16 protein-coding genes are annotated in these 21,931 nt (G+C 40.1%); 7 read left to right on the top strand and 9 right to left on the bottom strand.

Translation table 11 applies throughout. The annotated features are described in order from the left end of the window. Nucleotides 1-58 precede the first annotated feature (58 nt). On the top strand, nt 59-1,258 hold the full coding sequence (locus B2X72_RS12655; protein WP_120334125.1) for a pyridoxal phosphate-dependent aminotransferase: 1,200 nt from the start codon (nt 59-61) through the stop codon (nt 1,256-1,258). Between the two features lie 162 nt (nt 1,259-1,420). Further along, the gene (locus B2X72_RS12650) at nt 1,421-1,714 is read left to right on the top strand and encodes a hypothetical protein (RefSeq protein WP_075992843.1); all 294 of its coding nucleotides are present in this window, start codon (nt 1,421-1,423) and stop codon (nt 1,712-1,714) included. Nucleotides 1,715-1,757: 43 nt separating this feature from the next. Here B2X72_RS12650 and cmk read toward each other — a convergent pair whose 3' ends face one another. The 3 genes from cmk to topA are packed head-to-tail and all read right to left on the bottom strand — an operon-like array spanning nt 1,758 to nt 5,268. Next, nucleotides 1,758-2,453 carry a (d)CMP kinase gene (gene cmk, locus B2X72_RS12645; RefSeq protein WP_075992844.1) on the bottom strand — a complete coding sequence of 232 codons (696 nt, stop codon included), beginning with the start codon at nt 2,451-2,453 and terminating at the stop codon, nt 1,758-1,760. After that, a complete protein-coding gene (locus B2X72_RS12640) occupies nt 2,453-2,866 on the bottom strand; it encodes a hypothetical protein (protein WP_046672862.1) in 414 nt (137 codons plus the stop codon). Before B2X72_RS12640 ends, cmk begins: the two co-directional genes overlap by 1 nt. A 2-nt stretch (nt 2,867-2,868) precedes the next feature. Further along, nucleotides 2,869-5,268 carry a type I DNA topoisomerase gene (gene topA, locus B2X72_RS12635; protein ID WP_145326868.1) on the bottom strand — a complete coding sequence of 800 codons (2,400 nt, stop codon included), beginning with the start codon at nt 5,266-5,268 and terminating at the stop codon, nt 2,869-2,871. Between the two features lie 378 nt (nt 5,269-5,646). Here topA and B2X72_RS12630 point away from each other — a divergent pair, with 378 nt between their 5' ends. Further along, a complete protein-coding gene (locus B2X72_RS12630) occupies nt 5,647-6,561 on the top strand; it encodes a glycerophosphodiester phosphodiesterase family protein (protein ID WP_145326869.1) in 915 nt (304 codons plus the stop codon). 110 nt (nt 6,562-6,671) lie between these two features. Here B2X72_RS12630 and B2X72_RS12625 read toward each other — a convergent pair whose 3' ends face one another. Next, nucleotides 6,672-7,487: a patatin-like phospholipase family protein gene (locus B2X72_RS12625; RefSeq protein ID WP_145326870.1), complete on the bottom strand. Its 816-nt coding sequence runs from the start codon at nt 7,485-7,487 to the stop codon at nt 6,672-6,674. Between the two features lie 110 nt (nt 7,488-7,597). Between B2X72_RS12625 and B2X72_RS12620 the strand changes: the two genes are divergently transcribed. Both B2X72_RS12620 and smc read left to right on the top strand, forming a co-directional pair. Continuing rightward, nucleotides 7,598-8,302, top strand: coding sequence for a DsbA family oxidoreductase (locus B2X72_RS12620; protein ID WP_158638766.1), 705 nt, complete (start codon nt 7,598-7,600; stop codon nt 8,300-8,302). Between the two features lie 69 nt (nt 8,303-8,371). Beyond that, on the top strand, nt 8,372-11,920 hold the full coding sequence (gene smc, locus B2X72_RS12615; RefSeq protein ID WP_286849747.1) for a chromosome segregation protein SMC: 3,549 nt from the start codon (nt 8,372-8,374) through the stop codon (nt 11,918-11,920). Nucleotides 11,921-12,057: 137 nt separating this feature from the next. Here the strand turns inward: smc and B2X72_RS12610 are convergent, their stop codons facing one another. Then, nucleotides 12,058-13,233: an MFS transporter gene (locus B2X72_RS12610; protein ID WP_120334417.1), complete on the bottom strand. Its 1,176-nt coding sequence runs from the start codon at nt 13,231-13,233 to the stop codon at nt 12,058-12,060. Nucleotides 13,234-13,789: 556 nt separating this feature from the next. On the opposite strand from B2X72_RS12610, the gene ppk2 reads away from it, so the two are divergent. After that, entirely contained in the window at nt 13,790-14,599 is an 810-nt protein-coding gene (ppk2, locus tag B2X72_RS12605) for a polyphosphate kinase 2 (RefSeq protein ID WP_145326873.1), read from the top strand. 82 nt (nt 14,600-14,681) lie between these two features. Here ppk2 and pckA read toward each other — a convergent pair whose 3' ends face one another. Then, a complete protein-coding gene (gene pckA, locus B2X72_RS12600; protein WP_145326874.1) occupies nt 14,682-16,301 on the bottom strand; it encodes a phosphoenolpyruvate carboxykinase (ATP) in 1,620 nt (539 codons plus the stop codon). Nucleotides 16,302-16,774: 473 nt separating this feature from the next. Between pckA and B2X72_RS12595 the strand changes: the two genes are divergently transcribed. Further along, the gene (locus B2X72_RS12595) at nt 16,775-17,611 is read left to right on the top strand and encodes an MBL fold metallo-hydrolase (RefSeq protein WP_145326875.1); all 837 of its coding nucleotides are present in this window, start codon (nt 16,775-16,777) and stop codon (nt 17,609-17,611) included. 93 nt (nt 17,612-17,704) lie between these two features. Here the strand turns inward: B2X72_RS12595 and B2X72_RS12590 are convergent, their stop codons facing one another. The 3 genes from B2X72_RS12590 to B2X72_RS12580 all read right to left on the bottom strand — a co-directional run. Then, a complete protein-coding gene (locus B2X72_RS12590; RefSeq protein WP_046672928.1) occupies nt 17,705-18,577 on the bottom strand; it encodes a hypothetical protein in 873 nt (290 codons plus the stop codon). Between the two features lie 174 nt (nt 18,578-18,751). Beyond that, nucleotides 18,752-21,016, bottom strand: coding sequence for an aconitate hydratase (locus tag B2X72_RS12585; RefSeq protein ID WP_145326876.1), 2,265 nt, complete (start codon nt 21,014-21,016; stop codon nt 18,752-18,754). Nucleotides 21,017-21,066: 50 nt separating this feature from the next. Further along, nucleotides 21,067-21,931: aconitase family protein (locus B2X72_RS12580; protein ID WP_286849745.1), on the bottom strand; the 865-nt coding region annotated here is incomplete at its 5' end.

The raw sequence follows: 21,931 nt of genomic DNA, 5'->3' as shown, positions 1-21,931 counted from the left end.
GTGGCTTTTTTCGTTTTATTTTGGTTAGCTTTGCACTACTAATTTTAAAAAAACTATAATGCCAGTAATATCAGAAAAAGGGCTGAATATGCCTGCGTCGCCTATTAGAAAGCTGACGCCATATGCTGATCAAGCAAAAAAAGAAGGTAAAAAGATATACCACCTCAATATCGGACAACCTGATATCCAAACACCTGAAGTGATGCTTAATGCTTTGAAAAATATACAGTTCAAAGTGTGGGCCTATACACCTTCTGAAGGTACAGCCTCTTATCGAAATAAGTTAGCAGAATATTATAATAAGCTAAATTATAATATTGAGCCAACAGATATATTAGTAACGAATGGCGGTTCAGAAGCGATTATGATCGCTATGCAAGCCTGTTTAAATGAAGGAGAAGAGATTATCATTCCAGAGCCATTTTATGCAAATTACAATGGTTTTGCGTGTTCCTCTGATGTTGTAATCAAACCAATCATGTCCTATATTGAAAGTGGATTTGCATTACCTTCTATCGCTGAATTTGAAAAAGTAATTACCCCTAAAACCAAAGCGATCTGCATCTGTAATCCAAATAACCCGACGGGTTACCTTTACTCCAGAGAAGAACTCGAAGCTCTTCGTGAACTTTGTCTAAAATATGATCTTTACCTTTTCTCAGATGAGGCCTACCGTGAATTTTGTTACGATGGCAGAGAGTTTATCTCACCAATGCATTTAGAAGGTCTCGAAAATAATGTGGTTATTTTTGATACAGTATCAAAACGTTACTCTGCTTGTGGTGCGCGTATTGGATGTATCATTACCAAAAATAAAGAGCTATATCAGACTGCACTGAAATTTGCGCAAGCTCGCTTAAGCCCTTCGCTGGAAGGTCAAATTGCGGGTGAGGCTGCTGTTGATACACCAGACAGTTACTTTGAAGCAGTATCCAAAGAATACACAGCAAGAAGAGATACCCTCGTGAAAGGACTTAACGCCATTGAAGGAGTTTACTCTCCTAACCCAGGTGGTGCATTTTACGTCGTTGCCAAACTACCGATTGACAATGCTGATAAATTCTGCCAATGGATGTTGGAAGAGTTCTCTTACAATAACGAAACAGTAATGATGGCTCCCGCTACGGGTTTTTACAGTACGGAGGGTGCTGGTGTAAATGAAGTACGCCTTGCCTATGTGCTTAATCAAGATGATCTTAATAAAGCATTGGTTTGCCTAGAGAAAGCTCTTCAAGTGTATCCGGGACGTACAAATTAATAACAAAATAACAGGACTTATGAAAGGTGGGACAGGCATGTTCCGCCTTTTTCTTTTTTGTAGTTCCTTCCCACAAACTCCTCTTCTATTTGCATTTTTAAAAAAAACAAAACAAACTTTCGAGGCATCTTGTTCTTATTATAGTAACCAAAACGATTTCATATGGATAAATTGAAGAAATTCCAATTGATGGAAAAAATAGCGAGAGAATTAGAAGATGTCAGAAATAGTCAACAAGCTGTTTTGGAAAAAATAGGCAAAATCGAAGTTGATAACATTGAACTCGGCGATAAGAATATTGAAAAAACAATTCCCGATATCTATCAGCGTACAGCAGATAATTCAGATGCTATCAAAGCTCTTCTGGAGTCTTTTCAAGAGCAGACAGCAGAATTCGGAGAGAAAAACAACGTTGGAAAACTATTGGAACAGCAGCAGATCAATAGTGTAAAATAGCTAAAAAAAGGAGGCCGACTAAATAGTCGGCCTCCTTTTTGTTTTATGATTGTGCTTTTGCAGCCCTAGCTTTTAAATATTCTTCTTCAACAAAATGAAGCTGTTGTTCTGGTGTCAGATTTGAATTGTCCAAAACAATAGCGTCTTCGGCTTGCCGTAATGGACTTTCCGCACGCGTACTGTCGATACGGTCACGTGTAGAAAGATTCTCCACGACTTCTTCTAAAGTCACGTCCTCTCCTTTTTCCGTCAACTCCAGATAACGCCTCGCGGCACGTACTTTAGGGTCTGCCGTCATAAAAATTTTCAGATCAGCATCTGGAAAAACAGTAGTACCAATATCACGGCCATCCATAATAATATTTCGTCTGCTACCCAATTTTTGCTGCTGGGCAACCATAGCAACCCGAACAGCTTTGATTGCACTCACATCGCTGACTTTATCAGAAATATACATCTGACGGATCTCTTCCGAGATATCCTCATCATTTAGATGAATTTCTGTTTTTATTGCATTTGGGATAAAATCAATGTGGATATCTTTCAGTGCATTTTCGATCGCTTCTTGATCATCCAGCGCTATCTCATGCCGGATAAAATAGAGTGTGACGGCCCTATACATAGCTCCACTGTCAATAAAGGCAAACTTCAGTTTTTTTGCCAAGGCCTTTGCGAGGGTACTTTTACCGCAGGAGGAAAAACCATCTATGGCGATAATAAAATTGTGACGTCCACTCATTATTCGTTTCCTCCTATGATTACACCGGGACGATTGACCAAAGGAACCTTAGTCAGGTTACCATCCACAATGCTTTCGGGTAAAAAGATATATTTTTTATCGTAAATAATATTATCAATATAAAAACTCAACCAATATTCATTTGTCAGCCCGAATACCTGTTCGTCAATCGCTTCAACACGATCGAAAGATTTAGCTTCTATATTTCCAATAAAATGACGCAAAGTTGTTGTTGTTACTTGTCGGCCATCCTTTTCGCCATAACCTTTTGAGCTGATCAGCACATTCTGAATGGCAATGTTCTTGTCATTGATCACATAGACAGTCCAATTTTTTGTCTCCACCGTCTCACCTTCCAAAACAACGGCGATCATAATATCTTTGACAATATTTTCAGGCAAATCTGCTTTCATCCTTATTTAGACTTTGTAGTTTTTTTAGCTGGAGCCTTCTTTGCTGTAGCTTTTTTTGCTACAGTTTTCTTTTCTGTTGTTTTTGCTTTGGTCGCTTTTCCTTTCGGAGCATCCGCCTCAGCCCATTTCAGCACATCCGCATACGTGATTTTTTCAATCTCGGTTCCCTTAGGGATTTTCAGATTTTGCTTACCAAATCGAATAAATGGTCCCCAGCGTCCCTGCTCGATTTGAGCATCTGGATTTTCATCAAAAACCCGAATCACTTTCTCGATATCTTTCTGACGTTTGTCTTTGATAATCTGTATCGCCTCTTCTTCTGTTACATCCAAAGGATCAACACCTTTTGGTAAGGAGTAAAACGATGAATTGTGACGTATATAAGGTCCAAATCGTCCAACCGCGACAGTCATTTCTTTATCTTCAAATAAACCGACTTTTTTCGGTAATTTGAACAATTCCATGGCATCCTCAAAAGTAATGGTTTCGATCATTTGGCCCTTCCGCAAGGACGCAAAACGAGGTTTTTCTTCATCGTCGGGAGAACCAATCTGTACCAATGGGCCGAACTTACCAATACGAACCGAAACGGGCTTTCCGGAAACTGGATCCACACCGAGCTCACGCTCATTATTCGCACGATCTGCATTTACTAAAGTATCTTCTACTTCGGAATGAAAAGGTCCATAGAAATCATGCAACATTTTTGTCCATTCGGTCAGTCCATGCGCAATATCGTCAAATTCTTTTTCTACGTTGGCCGTAAAATGAAAATCCACAATACCGTTGAAGTGTTCAACCAAAAAGTCATTCACCACAACACCGATATCCGTTGGAAACATTTTTCCTTTTTCGGCACCGGTTATTTCGGTTTTTGTTACCGCTGTTAATTCGGCATCCTTTAATGTCAGTACACGGTAATCGCGCGATTTACCTTCACGCTCTTCCTTTATAACATAACCGCGGTTTTGAATAGTTGAAATCGTAGGGGCGTAGGTTGAAGGACGGCCAATTCCCAATTCCTCCAATTTTTTCACCAAAGCAGCTTCCGTATAACGTGCTGGAGGTCGTGTAAAGCGCTCCGTTGCCGACATGTTTTTCAAAGTCAATGGCATACCAATGGCTAACGGTGGAAGAATAGCATTGTCACTATCTTCGTCCATCGCGTTGTCTTGATCGTCATCCAAGGATTCCATGTAAACTTTCAAGAACCCATCAAATTTCATAACCTCTCCTGACGCATTCAAATCTTCGGTACGGGTTGAGATGTCGATCTTTGCCAATGTACGTTCAAACTCCGCCTCACTCATTTGGGAAGCAATTGCTCTTTTCCAAATAAGCTCATATAATCTTTTTTCGGATGCATCCCCATCAATGGTGTGCTCAGAGAAATAAGTAGGACGAATAGCTTCGTGTGCTTCTTGAGCACCCGATGTTTTTGTTTTATATTTTCTGAGTTTATGGTACTGATTGCCGTAAGCCGATTTGATTTCCTTTTCAGCAGCCTCAATCGCCGTATCACTCAAATTAACAGAATCGGTACGCATATAGGTAATTCGTCCTGATTCATACAGCCTTTGCGCCACCTGCATGGTGCGGGCAACCGAAAATCCAAGCTTTCTACTTGCTTCCTGCTGTAATGTTGATGTGGTAAATGGCGCCGCTGGTGAACGCTTTGCAGGTTTTGTTTCTAGATTTTTTACTGAAAACAGCGCTGCTTTACAATCTTCCAAAAATTTGGTCGCCTCTGCTTCTGTTGCAAAACGCTGCGGAAGTTCGGCTTTAAAACTATCTTTAACTTTTCCCGTATGAAAAAAAGCAACGATCTTAAAAGCCGCTTCGGGTTCAAATTTATTGATTTCACGCTCACGATCTACAATCAGACGAACTGCAACAGACTGCACCCGACCAGCAGATAAGGAAGGCTTCACCTTTTTCCATAGAACCGGAGATAATTCAAAACCGACTAATCGATCTAGAACTCTTCGCGCTTGTTGTGCATTTACTAAGTTATAATCTATTTTACGCGGATTGTCAATAGCCTTCAGAATAGCTGGCTTCGTAATCTCATGAAACACAATCCTTTTTGTACTTTCATCTTTTAATCCCAAAGTCTCAAATAAGTGCCATGAAATAGCCTCTCCTTCGCGGTCCTCATCGGACGCTAACCAAACGGTTTCTGCAGCTTTAGCCAATTTCTTCAGTTCACTTACAACCGCCTTTTTGTCGGAGGGAACTTCATACTTTTGTTCAAAATTCTTTTCGGTATCAATTGCATCATCGGTTTTCACCAAGTCGCGAATATGTCCATAACTTGACTTGACCAAAAAATCCTTTCCTAAATACCCTTCTATCGTTTTCGCTTTCGCTGGAGACTCAACTATCAATAAATTTTTCGCCATCTAATTTGAGATTTGTGCAAATAAAGGGAATTCTGAAAGGAATGACAATAATTTCTTGCAAAAAAGACAAAAAAAATAGATTTCATGTCAACAATAAAGAAATTTATCCAAGGACAAAGGACCGCGCAACGGAGTTGAGCTCGACACAGAAACGCTGTCAGATCAAGCGAATTTGCCACTCCAACCACTTTGTTTCCGTCTATTTCAGACAAAAACAAATTCATTTAACTTTATTCGGTTTCGAATCAACCTTCATAAAGTTGCAAAATCAAATATTCGAAACAGTTAAAATACGTATAAGTAAAATATATATGTATATTCGCTTATTCAAAAGGGCAATATATAACAACTCCCCTATTTTGTTTAAATATTTTAATAATGAAAAGAAGTCTTCTCAGAATTGCCTTTTGGGGCACGTTATTACCATTTGTATCTTGTTCAGTTATGAAAGATTCAGCAAAATCAAATTCAGGCAATTTCCCTAAACTTAGTCTGGAAGCACATCGCGGCGGCCGCGGCCTATATCCTGAAGAGTCTATCGCTGCCATGAAAAATGCAATAGATCTGGCAAAGGTGACCACACTGGAAATGGATTGCCACATTACCAAAGATCGTAAGGTTGTTGTCTTTCACGACGATTATCTTAACCCAAAATTTGTACTGAAACCCAATGGCTCCGAAATTTCTGACAAAGATAAACCGCTGAGAATTTATGATATGCTTTATAAAGAGCTGATTAAATACGATATCGGATCGAAATTTTATAAAGAGTTTCCTGAACAGAAAAAACAGGTTACGCGTATAGCAAAACTATCAGACCTTATTGACAGTACTGAAGCCTACGCAAGTGTAAAAAGGAAAGCGCCGATGTTTTATAATATCGAAGTGAAGAGTAAGGAAGATAAAGATGGTATTTTCCATCCAAGGGTAGAAGAATTTGTGGACCTTATGGTGCAGGTGATCACTGATAAGAAAATTGCTTCACGAACCGTCATCCAATCGTTTGATAGTAGAGCTATTAAATATCTGCACAAAGCATATCCTCAAATCAAAGTTTCTTATCTTATTGATGCAAACTATACCAAAAGCGTTGAGCAAACAATTGCAGCTTTGGGCTTTACACCTTTTATTATAAGTCCGCACTATAAAATAGCTACACGCGATTTTATTGCACAGTGCCACAAAGCCGATATCAAGGTTATTCCATGGACAGTCAATACAAAGGACGAGATAGAACAGCTGAAGGCTGTAAAGGTTGATGGAATTATTAGCGATTACCCCAATTTGTTTTAACAAACACCTTGCTTGTTTCGCTTAGAATGAAAAAAATTGAGTTCTAGTTCATCTCAATGCCAGGAGAAACCAAGCCACACCAAAGCAAAGCAGTTCGTTAATCGCCTCAACTACTTTGCTTTGGTTTTGTTTTTTAATGCTTTTTCAATATATTCCCGTCCCTTTTGAACCAAAAATTCAGAGCGGTGATAATCCCAAAGGTTACAGATATTATAGGGAATATCCACCACCACATCGGGATGGTATAAATCAACAATCATACGGCTCATTTTCCTGCGCATCACATAGTACGAGGCTTGTAGAATATCCAAGGAATTCGAAGTCTTCGGATCCAGTTTTTTGATAACAGAATATTGTTTATCCGGTTTAGATTCCAGATTGACAGCAATGATTAAATTCTCTTTCTTGGTTACATGATTTATGGGCAATGGATTCAGTACACCACCGTCAACGTACACATGGTTCTCCTCCTCTACCGCTGTAAATACAGCTGGAATTGCAATCGAAGCCCGAATGGCATCATACATACTCCCAAAATCCAGCACAACCTCCTTTTCGTAGTTTAGATCTGTCGCAACGGCTTTAAACAAAATTGGAAAAGTCTCTATATTAGCATCGGGGATCACAGATTTCAAGGCGTTAAACACCTTGACCCCCTTCATCATTCCTAGTCCCTTCCAGCTAAAATCCATCATATTAAAGACCGATTTCTTCGTCAGGCGCTGCATCCAATCTTCGAGAACATCCATCTTCCCCTGCGCATAAATACCACCGACAAGTGCTCCTATTGAACAACCTACCACCTCATCGATTTCAAAGCCCAGCTCTTCAAGCCTTCGAATAATACCAATATGCACAAGACCTCTTGCACCACCTCCGCCCAGGACAAGGGTAACTTTACGATTCAAAAAAGCTTTCTCCAACATAATTATACAAGTACATGAAACACTTGTTTACATCCAAGCAACAATGTAAACAGATAATCATCGTTATTATATGTATTTTTGATTACAATATACGCAGTAAAAAAAGAAATATGAAAATAGAAATTTGGTCGGACATTATTTGTCCATTTTGTTATATTGGCTTGACAAAGCTTGAATTGGCTCTTCAACAAACCGCAAGTAAGCCAGCCGCTGAAATCATCTGGAAATCGTATCAGCTTAACCCCGACTATCCCGAAGATGCTCCGGCAATGCCAACCTACGATTACCTCGTTCAAACGAAAGGCATGAGCATGGACGATGTTGTTGCAATGACTTCACAGCTCAGTGCGCAGGGAAAAGAGCTGGGTATTGACCTGAATTTTGAAAAAGCAATCGTTGTAAATACAAAAAAAGCTCATCGTCTGATCCATTTTTCCCAGGCGCAGCAAAAAGGCACTCAGATCAAAAAAGCCTTATTTAAGGCTCATTTCACCGATGGTCTCGATGTAAATAACAATGAGGTTCTCGTCACTATCGCAACGAAAGAGCAGCTTTCCGCTCAGGATGTAAAAAACTTATTGGAATCGGATGAATTTGCTTATGATGTTGCACAGGATATCCAAGAAGGTGTCAGCTTAGGACTCCGAGGTGTTCCTTTCTTTGTATTTGACAGAAAATACGCTATCCCCGGAGCACAGCCCATGGAAGTCTTTCACAATACAATAAATGAATGCCTGGCCGGTCAGCCTGCACCTCTTGAACGCAGAGGCGAAGAAGGCCCTTCATGTGATCCTGAAACAGGAAAATGTGAATAAAGAAAGAAAAAATTATTGTTTAATTTTACTATTTTCGCAAGCTTATAACGACAAACAAATTTGGTATAAATGCAGTTAACCAAACTAGAAATTAAAGGATTTAAGAGTTTCGGAGACAAGATCACGATCAACTTCAATGATGGTGTCACAGCGATTGTCGGTCCCAATGGATGCGGAAAGTCCAATGTGGTCGACGCCATACGCTGGGTACTGGGGGAACAAAGTACAAAGATGCTTCGCTCCGATAAAATGGAAAATATTATCTTCAATGGAACGAAAAATAGAAAGCCGGCAAACCTTGCAGAGGTTTCGCTGACCTTCAACAACAACAATAATATTTTACCAACGGAATTCTCTACAGTGACGGTCACCCGTAAGCTGTTTCGCAACGGCGATAGTGAATATCGATTGAATGATGTCAAATGTCGTTTAAAAGATATCACGGATCTGTTCCTGGATACCGGAGTTGGTGCCGACAGTTATTCGATCATCGAATTGAAAATGATTGATGAAATTATCAACAACAAAGATAATTCACGTCGCAACCTCTTTGAAGAAGCATCCGGAATCTCTAAGTATAAAGTTCGTAAAAAACAAACTTTAGCAAAGCTGAGAGATACTGAAGCCGATCTTTCCCGTGTTGATGACTTGCTTTACGAAATCACAAAGAATCTCAAATCATTAGAAAATCAAGCTAAAAAAGCTGAAAAATATACCTCCCTTAAAGCAGAATACCGCCAGAGCAGTATAGATTTGGCTTATTATAGAATTGCTGATTTTTCGACCGAATTAGAAAGACTTCAGACACAAGAATCCAAGGTTCAAAAAGATGCCGTCAATGCACAGCAAAATATTCTGAACGCGGAAACTGAACTCCAAATACTCCGCCAGACAAATTTGGAACAGGAAAAAAACCTTTCGGTACAGCAAAAGACAACACAGGAATTTGTCAATAAAATCCGAGGTTATGAATCGGAAAAGAAGATCAAAAACGAAAAAGTCAAAAATCTTCAAGATAAAGAAAACCGACTGAACCTCGATATCAACAGCGATAAACAACAGCTTAATCATGTCCTCTACACCATCAAACGACTGAATGAGGAATTGTTTGATGAGCAAAATAAACTCGATTCGTTAAAAACAAATCTTGAATCGGATAAAACCGAAGTCGACGAATTGAGAGGACAGCAACAATCTGCAAAGGGAAAGCTCGATATTTTTAATAAGAGCAATGCTGAATTACAGGCAAAAATATACAAATTAGAAAAAGATCTTGCGGTATTCACAATTCAGAAAGAAGCTCTTCTGCAAGAATCTGTTCGCAATAGTGTAGATACAGAAGCAAAAGAAGCCGAATTGCAGCAGTTCAATTCCTCTGTTATGGAATTGGAAGGCCGTGTAGAAGCACAGCAGCTACAGTACGATTCAGCAAACCAGCAGGAAGAAGAGCTCCAAGGACAGATTAATCAGTGCCAGGCAAACCTCGAGGAATTTAAGGCCCAGCTTGCCAAAGATCTCCGCCTGGTAGATGCCAAACAAAACGAATACAACCTCACGAAATCCCTTGTTGATAATTTAGAAGGTTTCCCCGATTCCATTCGCTTCCTCAAGAAAAATGCAGGCTGGAAAAAGCAGCCCCCACTCCTATCAGATGTCCTTTTCTGTCAGGAAGATTACCGTGTGGCTATTGAGAACTACCTAGAGCCTATTATGAACCATTATGTTGTCGAAACACAACAAGATGCCGTTCAGGCTATCCAACTATTGAGCGATGCAGCAAAAGGAAGAGCTAATTTCTTTGTTTTAGATGCCATAGTAGATTCCCCAAGCGCTGCCCCCGCACCAAATGACAATTTGATGTCTGCGTTAGATGTGATTAACGTAGACGAAAAGTACAAGGCTTTATGTACGATGCTGCTCCAGCAAGTCTTCATCCTTAAACATGAAAATGAAAAGGAGCTGGATGAAAAGCTACCTGCTCTAGGACAGGTGATTCTACAAAAAAATGGACGTTATTCGAAACATCATTTAGGCCTTTCGGGTGGTTCAGTGGGATTATTTGAGGGCAAACGTATCGGAAGAGCGAAAAATCTGGAAGTGCTATCCCAAGAGATCAAAACCTTAAATCAGGAAATAGCAAAACTTGAAGATAAAATAACGGCCGAAACAGCTCGTTTGGATGCACTGCGTGGTAATTCACAGAAAGAGTTAATCGATGAGCTGCGCTTTCAGCTCAATAGACTGAATAATGAATTAATTACCGTCAAAACAAAGCAAGAGCAATACCAAGCCTTCATCAATAACTCCCAGGCCCGTAAAAAAGATATTCAGGAGAAAATTGAAGGTATAGAATCGGATTTAAAAATTGCGGAGCCACAGCTTCAGGAGCTCCGTCTGGAAAAAGAACAGAGTATAGCCGAATTATCGACTTTACAAGATCAGTTCCATGAAATATCTGAGGTACTTAACGAAAAATCAACCGCATACAATCAAGAGAATATCGCTTACCATCAACAGTTAAACAAAGTTTCCAATATCACAAAAGATCTCGAATTTAGAGAGACGCAGAAAGATGATCACGAAATCCGTGTGGAGCGAAACAGTGCAGAATTAGTTGAAGTGCAGGAAGCTTTAAGAACAACCATTCCATTTGAAGATGAAGAAGATCAGGATCTTATTGCGATGTATGAGCAGAAGATCGCCCTGGAAGATGGTCTCAAAGAATTGGAAGACGGCTACTATGCAGATAAGCAGAAAATCAATAACCTCGAAGATGCTCTGACACAGCAGCGTCGTTCAAAAGAACAGAGTGACTTTCTTGTTTCAGAGATCAAAGATAAAAAAACGGGTCTTCAGATCGACCTCAATGCCTTGAAAGAACGTCTTTCTGTTGAATTCAACGTTGAACTGAAAGACCTGATTGACCGTGAAGATGTGCCTGAGATCACAGAAGATCAGACGACATTGGCAACCAAATGCAGTAAACTCAAGAAACAGCTTGATGAATTTGGAACGATCAATCTAATGGCAAAAGAGGCTTTTGACGAGATGAATGAACGCTATGATTTCATTAACAAAGAGAAAGCTGATTTAATCGAAGCAAAAGGCTCATTGATGGCAACAATAAAAGAAATTGACGATACCGCTCAAGTTCAGTTTATGTTTACATTCGATGCCGTAAGGAATAACTTCGTCAAGGTATTCCGTTCGCTATTTAACGAAGAAGACAGCTGCGACCTGGTGCTCACAGACCCAAGCAATCCGCTGGATTCAGACATCGACATTATTGCAAGACCAAAAGGGAAAAGACCGCTGTCTATCAATCANNATCAGCTTTCGGGTGGTGAAAAGACCTTGACTTCAACAGCCTTGTTATTCTCACTCTATCTTTCTAAACCGGCACCTTTTTGTATATTCGATGAGGTGGACGCTCCGTTGGATGATACTAATATTGATAAATTCAATAATATTATCCGGGATTTTTCCAAGAATTCACAATTTATCGTGGTCTCACACAATAAAAAAACGATAGCAAGTACAGACATCATCTATGGCGTAACCATGGTTGAACAAGGTGTATCCCGTGTAGTTGCAGTAGATCTAAGAGAAGTTGCTTAGTGAGCAACGAAATACACAATAAATAAGACGGACTCAGGGGATCTACACCCGGTCCGTCTTATTTATACAGATCAATTTAATTTCCTCTCGCCTTTAATGAAATTCTTTGCTGCAACATGCTGTGAATTTCCGTAAGCTTATTTCCTGTTGCAGATCAATATAAGGATAGACAGCAGACAGCTGATTCCCCCAAATAAATAGACCGACTGATAACCAAACGAGCCCGCGATCATTCCCGCCAATGGTCCTGCCAGTCCCAGCGACAAATCCACAAACGCAACATAAGCTCCAAGTGCTGTACCACGCATCTGCGGTGCAACTTTTTTTATGGCTAGCACACCCAAAGCCGGGAATACCAGGGAAAACCCTACACCTGTAAGTCCGCAGCCTATTATTGCAAGCATTTTGGATGTGGCAGTCCAGATCAGCGCTTGTCCCAGAACTTCGATAAACAATGATATCAAAGCTATTTTAAGACCGCCAAATCTATCTGGAAATGATGCAAAGAACACTCTGGTCAACACATAACATGTCCCAAAAACCATAAACGCCAATGAAGCCTCCCCCCAATTCATTGCCTTGAAGAACAAGGCAATGAAGGACGCAATACAGCCAAATGCCATGGAAGAGAATGCCAGGCTAAGCCCTTGTCCAGAAATCGCCCCTATCACCTTATAAAACGGTGTACGGATATGGTCTTTATCAATGGCTACGGCTGGCAGTTTTACCGTGGCTAGCCAGCTCATCATTGGCAATAATAACATAAGAAAACAGGCGGAAAGGTCTCCGGATACTCGTCCCAACCAAATACTTAGAGGGGCGCCGATAGCGATACCAGCATACATCGCAATACCGTTCCAGGTCATCACCTTTCCTGACTGCGCCGGTCCAACCAACCCGATGCCCCAAGTAAGCGCTCCTGTGACCAGAAAACTTTCTGCAATACCATGCATTACCCTGGCAAAAAGAAGCAATGCAAGCGCTGTACCGCTGCTAAATTGAAAAAAAACAGCTAAAACATAGGCTGATCCCGCTAGAACAGCTAAAATAGCGCCCGACATCTTGCTCTTCTTAGCGCCCTTCGTATCGGTAATTTTACCCGAGTAAGCGCGTGTAAGAAGTGTCGCGAGCGATTGCAAACCAATAACCAAACCAACAATAAAACTGTCGTATCCTAATTTCTCCTCAACAAACTTCGGAAGTAGCCCCAAAGCAATTCCAATAGTCAAATAGACTCCAAATACCGATACAATAATGGGAATTATGGCTTTGTAGAAACCAATTGTTTGTCCTTTTTCTAAAATTACACTCATAAATTTTTTGTTTAACTATATTTCGAGTGCAAATATGCCGCGGATCAAAAAGCTAAACATTGACTCAAGTCAAAAAAAGAGTCTGCAAGTCAAAAAAGGAAGCTGAAAAATAAAAAGCCCAGAGTGGGGAACTCTGAGCTTTCGTTAGCCATATATTAACCTATTTTATGAAAAGTATTTGTAATGAAAACGCCACATTTTTGAATTCATTATAACAAGAATAGTCATTTAACATTTTTTAACGTTTAGAAGAGATTAATATTAAACTCTATTTGAGCGTGGCAAAAACCATAATTTTTCGTGTTCTTGTCAGGGATCCTCCGATCCTGTTCACAAAAAAAGCTCGAAGTGGGGAACTCCGAGCTAACCTAACCAATTATTAACCTAAATTTATGAAAAGTCTAATTTATACAAACAGCCTCTTTCGCTGTTTTGACTATTAAACGTAAACCATAAGCTTATTATTACGCAGCTCTTACGGATTTATGTGAAATTTGACATTTTTTAACAATTCAATAAGTAACTTTAGGAAAACGAACATATAAATAAATATCATATGGCAGAGTACGATTTAAATGAACTTCAGAAGATCCACGAAAACAAAGATGTTTTAAACTATCTGGAACAACATGGCATTCTGGAAATAAAAAAATTCAATGATGTTTACGATTATGAGAAAGAACTTTACGAGCTTCAAGTCAAGCTCTTAAAGCTTCAATATGAAATCATTGAAAAAGGAAAACGGGTCCTTATTATTTTTGAAGGTAGGGACGCTGCGGGTAAAGGTGGTACAATAGGCCGCATAACCCAATATCTAAATCCCAAAAAGGTACGCGTTGTTGCATTGCCCAAACCAACCGAAGAGGAAGCTGGACAATGGTATTTTCAACGATATATCAAACAGCTCCCTAATGCCGGCGAAATTGTGATTTTTGACCGTAGCTGGTATAACAGAGCTGTTGTTGAACCTGTATTTGGATTTTGCTCCAAGGAGCAACATGAGCTGTTTATGAACCAGGTCCCTGAATTTGAGAAGCAGTTAATCGATGATGGCATCATCCTTATCAAATTATTCCTGAACGTCAGCAAAGAAGAGCAAGCCGAAAGGTTAAAAGAGCGAAAAGAAGATATCCTAAAACAATGGAAAATCGGTGTGCTAGACCAGCAGGCACAGGAGAAATGGGATGTATATACGGGCTATATTGAGGATTTATTTAAAAAGACAAGTACAAAAAAATCGCCTTGGCTAGAAATCGCGAAAGATAATAAGAAAAAGGCTCGCCTGGCGTCCTTCAGACTTATTATCAATGCTCTTGTTGGAAGTGAACAGGAAAAAATAGATTCTTTCGTCACAAAACACGATTAAAGGTCTGTCGATTAGGAAAGGTACAATTATAACAAACAGGAGGAAAAGTATTTCCTCCTGTTTGTTATAATGGCAGAACGAATTAGGACACCAGAACTGTAGTTTCTATTTTAGGTCCTGCTGCGTGCACCGAGGGTGGCATCTCATTATTGAATTTTTCAAAATTCGAAATAAACAGCTTCGCCAGGCGTTTTGCCTGCATGTCATAAGCCTCGTCATTGTTCCATAAGCCTCGCGCATCTAAAATTTGTGCAGGAACATGCTCTCCACAGCTCGTTGGATACTCCAGTCCAAAAATATTGTGCTTGTTGAAGTGAGACTCCAGCAGTGAACCATCTATTGCTGCTCGAATTAGCGATCGCGTATAATTTAGCTTAATACGTCTGCCTATTCCGTAAGGACCGGCAATCCAGCCCGTGTTCACTAACCAAACTTTGATATTGCGATTTTGCTCTAGTTTTGAACGCAGCAAAGCCGCATATTTTGAAGGATGAAGCGGCAAAAATGCCTGTCCAAAACAGGTTGAAAATGCTGCTGTAGGCTCCTTTACCCCTACCTCTGTACCCGCGACCTTTGCTGTATAACCACTAACGAAATGATATACTGCCTGATCGATGGTCAACAATGAAATGGGAGGAAGTACACCAAAAGCATCTGCCGTCAGGAAAAAAATATTTTCAGGTTCACGACCAATACCGCTCATTTCGGCATTTTCCATGAAATCTATTGGATAGGATACGCGGGTATTTTCCGTCTTGCTAATATCGTTGTAATCAGGTCGATCAAATTCATCCAAAACAACATTTTCAAGCAGAGACCCAAAACGAATTGCGTGAAAAATCTCAGGCTCTTTGTCCTCCGATAAACCTACACATTTGGCATAGCAGCCACCTTCGAAATTGAATATTCCCTTTTCGCTCCATCCATGCTCGTCATCACCGATCAACTTTCTATTTCTATCAGCTGACAAGGTCGTCTTCCCTGTACCCGAAAGTCCAAAAAACAAAGCAGTCTCCCCTTCTTTCGAAGTATTCGCCGAACAGTGCATAGAAAGCACATTATGCTGAAATGGCAAAATAAAGTTCAATATTGAAAAAATGCTCTTTTTAATCTCCCCTGTATAACCGGTCCCTGCAATCAGAACTATCTTTTTTGTAAAATCAATCGCAACAAAATTTTCGTTGATAATGCCATATTGATGCGGCTCTTCGATAAGCAGCGTCGGGGCAGCTAAAATCGACCAAGCAGGCTGAGCATCCAAATTTGGTTCCGGACGCAGAAACAGGTTATTGGCAAATATACTTTGATAAGCTGTCTCCGTAACAACACGCAAATCTATTTGATAAGCTGGGTCAGCCCCTGCAGCACAATCTCTTACATAGATGATTTTATTACTTAAGTGAGCAGCTACTTTCGAAAATAGTGCTTCAAAATTAGCCGGAGACATCCGTTGATTGATTTCTCCCCACCAAACGCTATCTTTTGTTAAAGAATCTTCGACCAGAAACCGATCTTTTGGCGATCTCCCAGTAAATTTTCCCGTATCAGCAGCGAGTGCTCCCGTATCAGAAAGTCGACCTTCGTGATTTGCTAAGGCATGTTCGACCAATTCAGAAACAGGCAATTGATAAAATACATTTTTTGTACTATCAATTTTTAAATATTTCAAATCAGGCGCGTTTCCAATGTTACCCTTTTTCATATTTTTTGTTTGTTTTAAAATGTGCCCAAATTTAAAGGCATTTTTCGCTAAAAACAAAACTTAATTATCTAAAAATCAAGCTTATTGTACAAAAAACACAAAAACAAAACACTCATTAACAACAACTTACGCAAGTAAAAAAAAATAAACTTTTTAGCATATTTTTTTAGCACATCAATTTATCACTATCAAAAAATATCACATATTTTTCGTAAATTGTTCCAACCTTTACAAATATTAATAAAGTAAAAAAACAGAAGGTGTAACGTCCATCAGCCATTGATCGTTGAAAGTGGCAGCAATGTCCAGGCCGACGGACTAACATGAGTAAAGATAAAGAGATGAAATAGCTAGAATTGTAGCACGAACACGGAAGAGCACAGGGTGGCTTTCATGCTATCTGACAAATAATTGCTTGTGCTTAAAATAAACTGGATATGCTATATAACCATTAAAAGACACATAATCTGCGAATGAAATTACATGCTATAGAAACGGGATTTTTTAAACTCGATGGCGGTGCAATGTTTGGCGTTGTTCCAAAGAGTATCTGGAACAAAACAAACCCGGCCGACTCAAACAATATGTGTACCTGGGGAAACCGCCTGCTCCTCATCGAGGACAGTAATCGATTAATGCTGGTCGATACAGGACTGGGAGACAAACAGAATGAAAAATTCTTCAGCTATTATTATCTTCACGGCGATGCAACGCTGGATAAATCATTAAAAAATATTGGATTTAACAGAAGCGATATCACCGATGTCATCCTTACACACCTACACTTTGACCATTGCGGCGGCGCTATAGTGCGCGAAGGTGAACAGCTGGTTCCGGCTTTTAAAAATGCTCATTTTTGGAGCAATAGTGACCATTGGTCTTGGGCGACCGATCCTAACCCGCGCGAAAAAGCTTCTTTCTTAAAAGAGAACATTTTACCGATACAGGAGAGCGGACAATTAAAATTTGTCGAAGATCATCAAAATCCTTTTGGAAACAATATCGCTATCCGTTATGCACACGGCCATACAGAAGCTATGATGTTGCCACAGATACAGTATAAAGGCAAAACAATCCTCTATATGGCGGATCTATTGCCTTCGGTGGGACATATTCCCATTCCTTATGTTATGGGTTATGATGTCAGACCCCTCGTGACCATGGAGGAACGCAACAGCTATTGGAATGAGATCGTCGATAATGAATACATCTTATTTTTCGAACACGATCCCATACATGAATGCTGTACACTTCAACGTACTGAAAAAGGTATCCGGGTAAAGGATATTTTCAAACTAGGCGAGATTTAGCTGGTCTTTTTAAAGAAGATCAAATAGGATATGAAAAAGGATAAACAAAAAAGGCTACTTTGAAAGTAGCCTTTTTTTGTTTCATGAATATGTTTAGAATCTAAAGCCCAAAGCCCAATAATTCTCAAAAAACCATATTTGTTGGGATGCTTTATCTACCCCTCTTCTTCCTGTTGTACGAATGTTTGTTAAATCAGTCCAGCCCGTTTTGAAGTTCCCCTGAAGATAGAGTCCTTTATAAAAACGGTAGTGCAAACCAACTTTTGCCGAAGCACCATAACCCGCAATGTTCCAAAAGTGGTTGGCCCCTTCGCCAAAAAGATGCACGTCGGAACGAGGAATCAATAGACCTACATCCACACCAGATTCCATTGTCAGCACCTGTTGACCTTTGCGATTATTGATGATGTCATCATAACGCTCCAGACCTACTGAGGCAAAGTTATAACCATCTGTATGCTCAAATGTCAGCATAGCAGAGTCTACAGTAATCAATTCACCGTTATATTGACCGGCGCGGTTTCCCGTCGGGATACCAGGATTAGAAATTTCTTCACCGATAAAACCGGAAATTTTCACCTGCTGCGGAATATCGACCACATATTTCATATGATCCCATCCCAATGAAATTGAATAATTATCTTTGATATAATAACCAAAGTGCAGATTAAATTGTGGAATAGTTAACCGGCTTGGATCAAAATACGTCGAACCAAATTTAGTTGGCCTATCACCCGCTTTTACATCATGGAGTATAAAGTCATAATTAGGACCCGTAAAATGAATATCTGATTTTGCGTAAGAAGAGAAGTTGTACCCCCAAAAGAAGAAGAATTTGCCCTTGTTACTTTCTGTTCTCAAATTTTTCGGTTTGAAAATGCTTTTTCCTATCTCAGGATTTTCTTGGGCAAATAAGGCAGAAACACTTAATGCAAGTGCTCCAATCGTTAAAAATATTTTTCTCATATCGGTGCTAAAAACGTTGGGCAAAAGTACCTGCATTCTATTTTATAAGCAAATAAAATCAATGGGAATTGGAAAAATATGACGAAGATCACAGAAATGTCATTCCACGCCAGAAACGAAAAAAGCTGCCTTCCAGGAAAGCAGCTTTTCATTTATTTTATTTCCAAGGAATTGTTACCCTTGATTTTTACGAATGATATTCAAAGCCCCACCAGCTTTAAACCATTCAATTTGTTGCGCGTTGTAGGTATGGTTCGCCAAAATCTCTTCTTGCGTTCCGTCGGCATGATGTAATACAAGTGTTAAAGGTTTACCTGGTGCAAATGTTGTCAAGCCGAGAATATCAATGGTATCATTTTCCTGAATCTTGTTATAATCGTCTTTGTTTGCAAAAGTTAATCCCAACATACCTTGTTTTTTCAAGTTCGTTTCGTGAATACGTGCGAAAGATTTAACTAAAACAGCACGAACACCCAAATGACGAGGTTCCATCGCAGCATGCTCGCGGGAAGAACCTTCACCGTAGTTTTCATCACCGACTACAATTGAACCAATACCGTGTGCTTTATAGTCCCGCTGTGTTGCAGGAACAGGACCATATTCGCCTGTGAGTTGATTTTTAACGCTATCAGTCTTCTCATTGAAGAAATTCAAAGCGCCAATCAACATGTTGTTTGAAATATTATCTAAGTGACCACGGTATTTCAACCAAGGACCAGCCATTGAAATATGGTCAGTAGTACATTTACCTTTTGCCTTAATCAATAATTTCAACCCTTTCAAATCCGTACCTTCCCATGGCGCAAAAGGCTCCAACAGTTGAAGACGATCAGAAGTAGGAGCTACATCAACCACCACCGAACTACCATCAGCCGCAGGTGCTTGATATCCAGGATCATCTACCGCAAAGCCTTTCGTTGGCAACTCATCCCCTACAGGCGGATCTAGCTTCACTTGTTCACCTTTATTGTTTGTCAAGGTATCAGTTACCGGATTGAAACCCAAATCACCAGAAATCGCGATTGCAGCTACCAATTCTGGCGATGCAACAAATGCATAAGTATTTGGATTGCCATCTGCACGTTTTGCAAAGTTACGATTGAAAGAATGAACGATTGTATTTTTCTCTTGTTTATCGGCACCTACACGATCCCACATACCGATACAAGGACCACATGCATTGGTAAAAATTGTCGCATTGAGGTCTTCAAAAGTTTTCAGCAAACCATCACGATCAGCCGTAAAACGTACTTGCTCTGACCCTGGATTAATACCAAATTCAGCTTTTGTAATCAATCCTTTATCAACTGCTTGTTTTGCAATGGAGGCAGCACGGGATAAATCTTCATAAGAAGAGTTTGTACACGAACCGATCAATCCCCATTCCACTTGCAATGGCCAGCCATTCTTTTCAGCTTCTTCGCGCATGCGCGAAACTGGTGTATACAAATCTGGTGTAAAAGGACCATTTAGAGAAGGCTCCAGCTCAGATAGATTGATTTCTATTAACTGATCAAAATACTGCTCAGGATTAGCATAAACTTCGGCATCCGCTGTCAGGTGCTCTTTAATCACATTTGCCGCATCCGCCACTTCGGCACGACCGGTAGCACGTAAATAACGCTCCATGGATTCGTCGTACCCAAAAGTTGAGGTTGTCGCACCAATTTCAGCGCCCATGTTACAGATTGTTCCTTTTCCTGTACAAGATAAAGACTCCGCACCTTCGCCAAAATATTCAACGATAGCACCTGTTCCGCCTTTTACAGTCAAGATACCTGCAACTTTCAAGATCACGTCTTTTGCTGCAGCCCATCCGCTGAGCTTACCCGTCAATTTTACACCGATCAGCTTAGGAAACTTAAGCTCCCAAGGCAAACCTGCCATAACATCACAAGCATCAGCTCCACCCACACCGATCGCAACCATTCCTAAACCGCCGGCGTTCACCGTATGCGAGTCTGTTCCGATCATCATACCGCCTGGAAAAGCATAGTTTTCCAAAACAACCTGGTGAATAATACCTGCTCCGGGTTTCCAGAAACCGATACCATACTTATTGGACACAGAACTCAAAAAGTTAAATACTTCAGAGCTTTCGTTTTTAGCTCGTGCTAAATCTTTGTCTGCTCCTTCTTTCGCCTGAATCAGGTGATCACAGTGTACAGTAGAAGGAACTGCTACCTTTGGACGCCCAGCTTGCATAAATTGCAATAATGCCATCTGTGCAGTTGCATCCTGCATAGCAACGCGATCTGGAGCAAAGTCGACGTAAGAAACGCCACGTTTGTAATCTTCAGTAGCATTGCCATCCCAAAGGTGGGCATACAAAATTTTCTCAGATAAAGTCAAAGGTTTGTTAACCACTTGACGAGCCGCAGCAATGCGCTCGTCATATTGGCTATAGACCTTTTTAATCATATCTATATCAAAAGCCATATCTCTCTAATTTATGTTGTTTAATTAAGTTACTAAACCCTAATCACTCATTATTTTGTTGGAATAGGCGCAAACTTTGTCAAGTTAATGCCTTCCACAGCAGCTTTATATTCTTCGATATTCGGAATACGGCCCAAGATCGCTGAAAGAACAACAACTGGAGTTGATGCTAATAAAGACTCCCCTTTTTTACCATCCCTGTCTTCAACCACACGTCCTTGGAATAAGCGTGTTGAAGTAGCCATTACCGTGTCACCTTTAGCTGCTTTTTCCTGGTTACCCATACAAAGGTTACAACCCGGGCGTTCCAAGTACATAATATTCTCGTATTCAGTACGTGCAGTACTTTTTGGTAAAGCATCGCTAAATTCGAATCCAGAGTATTTTTGTAAGAATTCCCAATCGCCTTCAGCTTTCAGTTCATCAATGATATTGTACGTTGGAGCTGCAACGACCAAAGGAGCTTCAAATGTAACGACACCTTTTTGCTGTTCAATGTTTTTCAACATCTTCGATACAATTTTCAAATCGTCTTTGTGAACCATACAAGAACCGACGAAACCTAAGTCTACCTTTTTGTTTCCACCATAGTACGAAAGGTCGCGAATTGTATCGTGCGTATAACGTTTGGAAACATCCGCATTATTCACATCCGGGTCAGCAATCATTGGTTCTTCAATGATATCCAGATCAATAACAACTTCTGCATAATATTTCGCATTGGTATCTGGAGTTAAAGCAGGCTTAGCACCAGATTTAATTTCCTCAATACGTTTATTCGCCTTGTCAATTAAGCCTTGCAAAACGTTGTTTTTGTTTTCCATGCCTTTATCGATCATAATCTGGATACGGTTTTTAGCGATCTCCAATGATTCGATCAATGTATTATCCTGTGAAATACAAATAGAAGCTTTC

This window comes from Sphingobacterium sp. UBA7253, from assembly GCF_002472745.1.
In the GTDB taxonomy this organism is placed as follows: Bacteria; Bacteroidota; Bacteroidia; order Sphingobacteriales; family Sphingobacteriaceae; genus Sphingobacterium; species Sphingobacterium siyangense.
The sequence above is the reverse complement of the archived record's forward strand: the minus strand, read 5'-3'. Positions and strand labels throughout refer to the sequence as shown.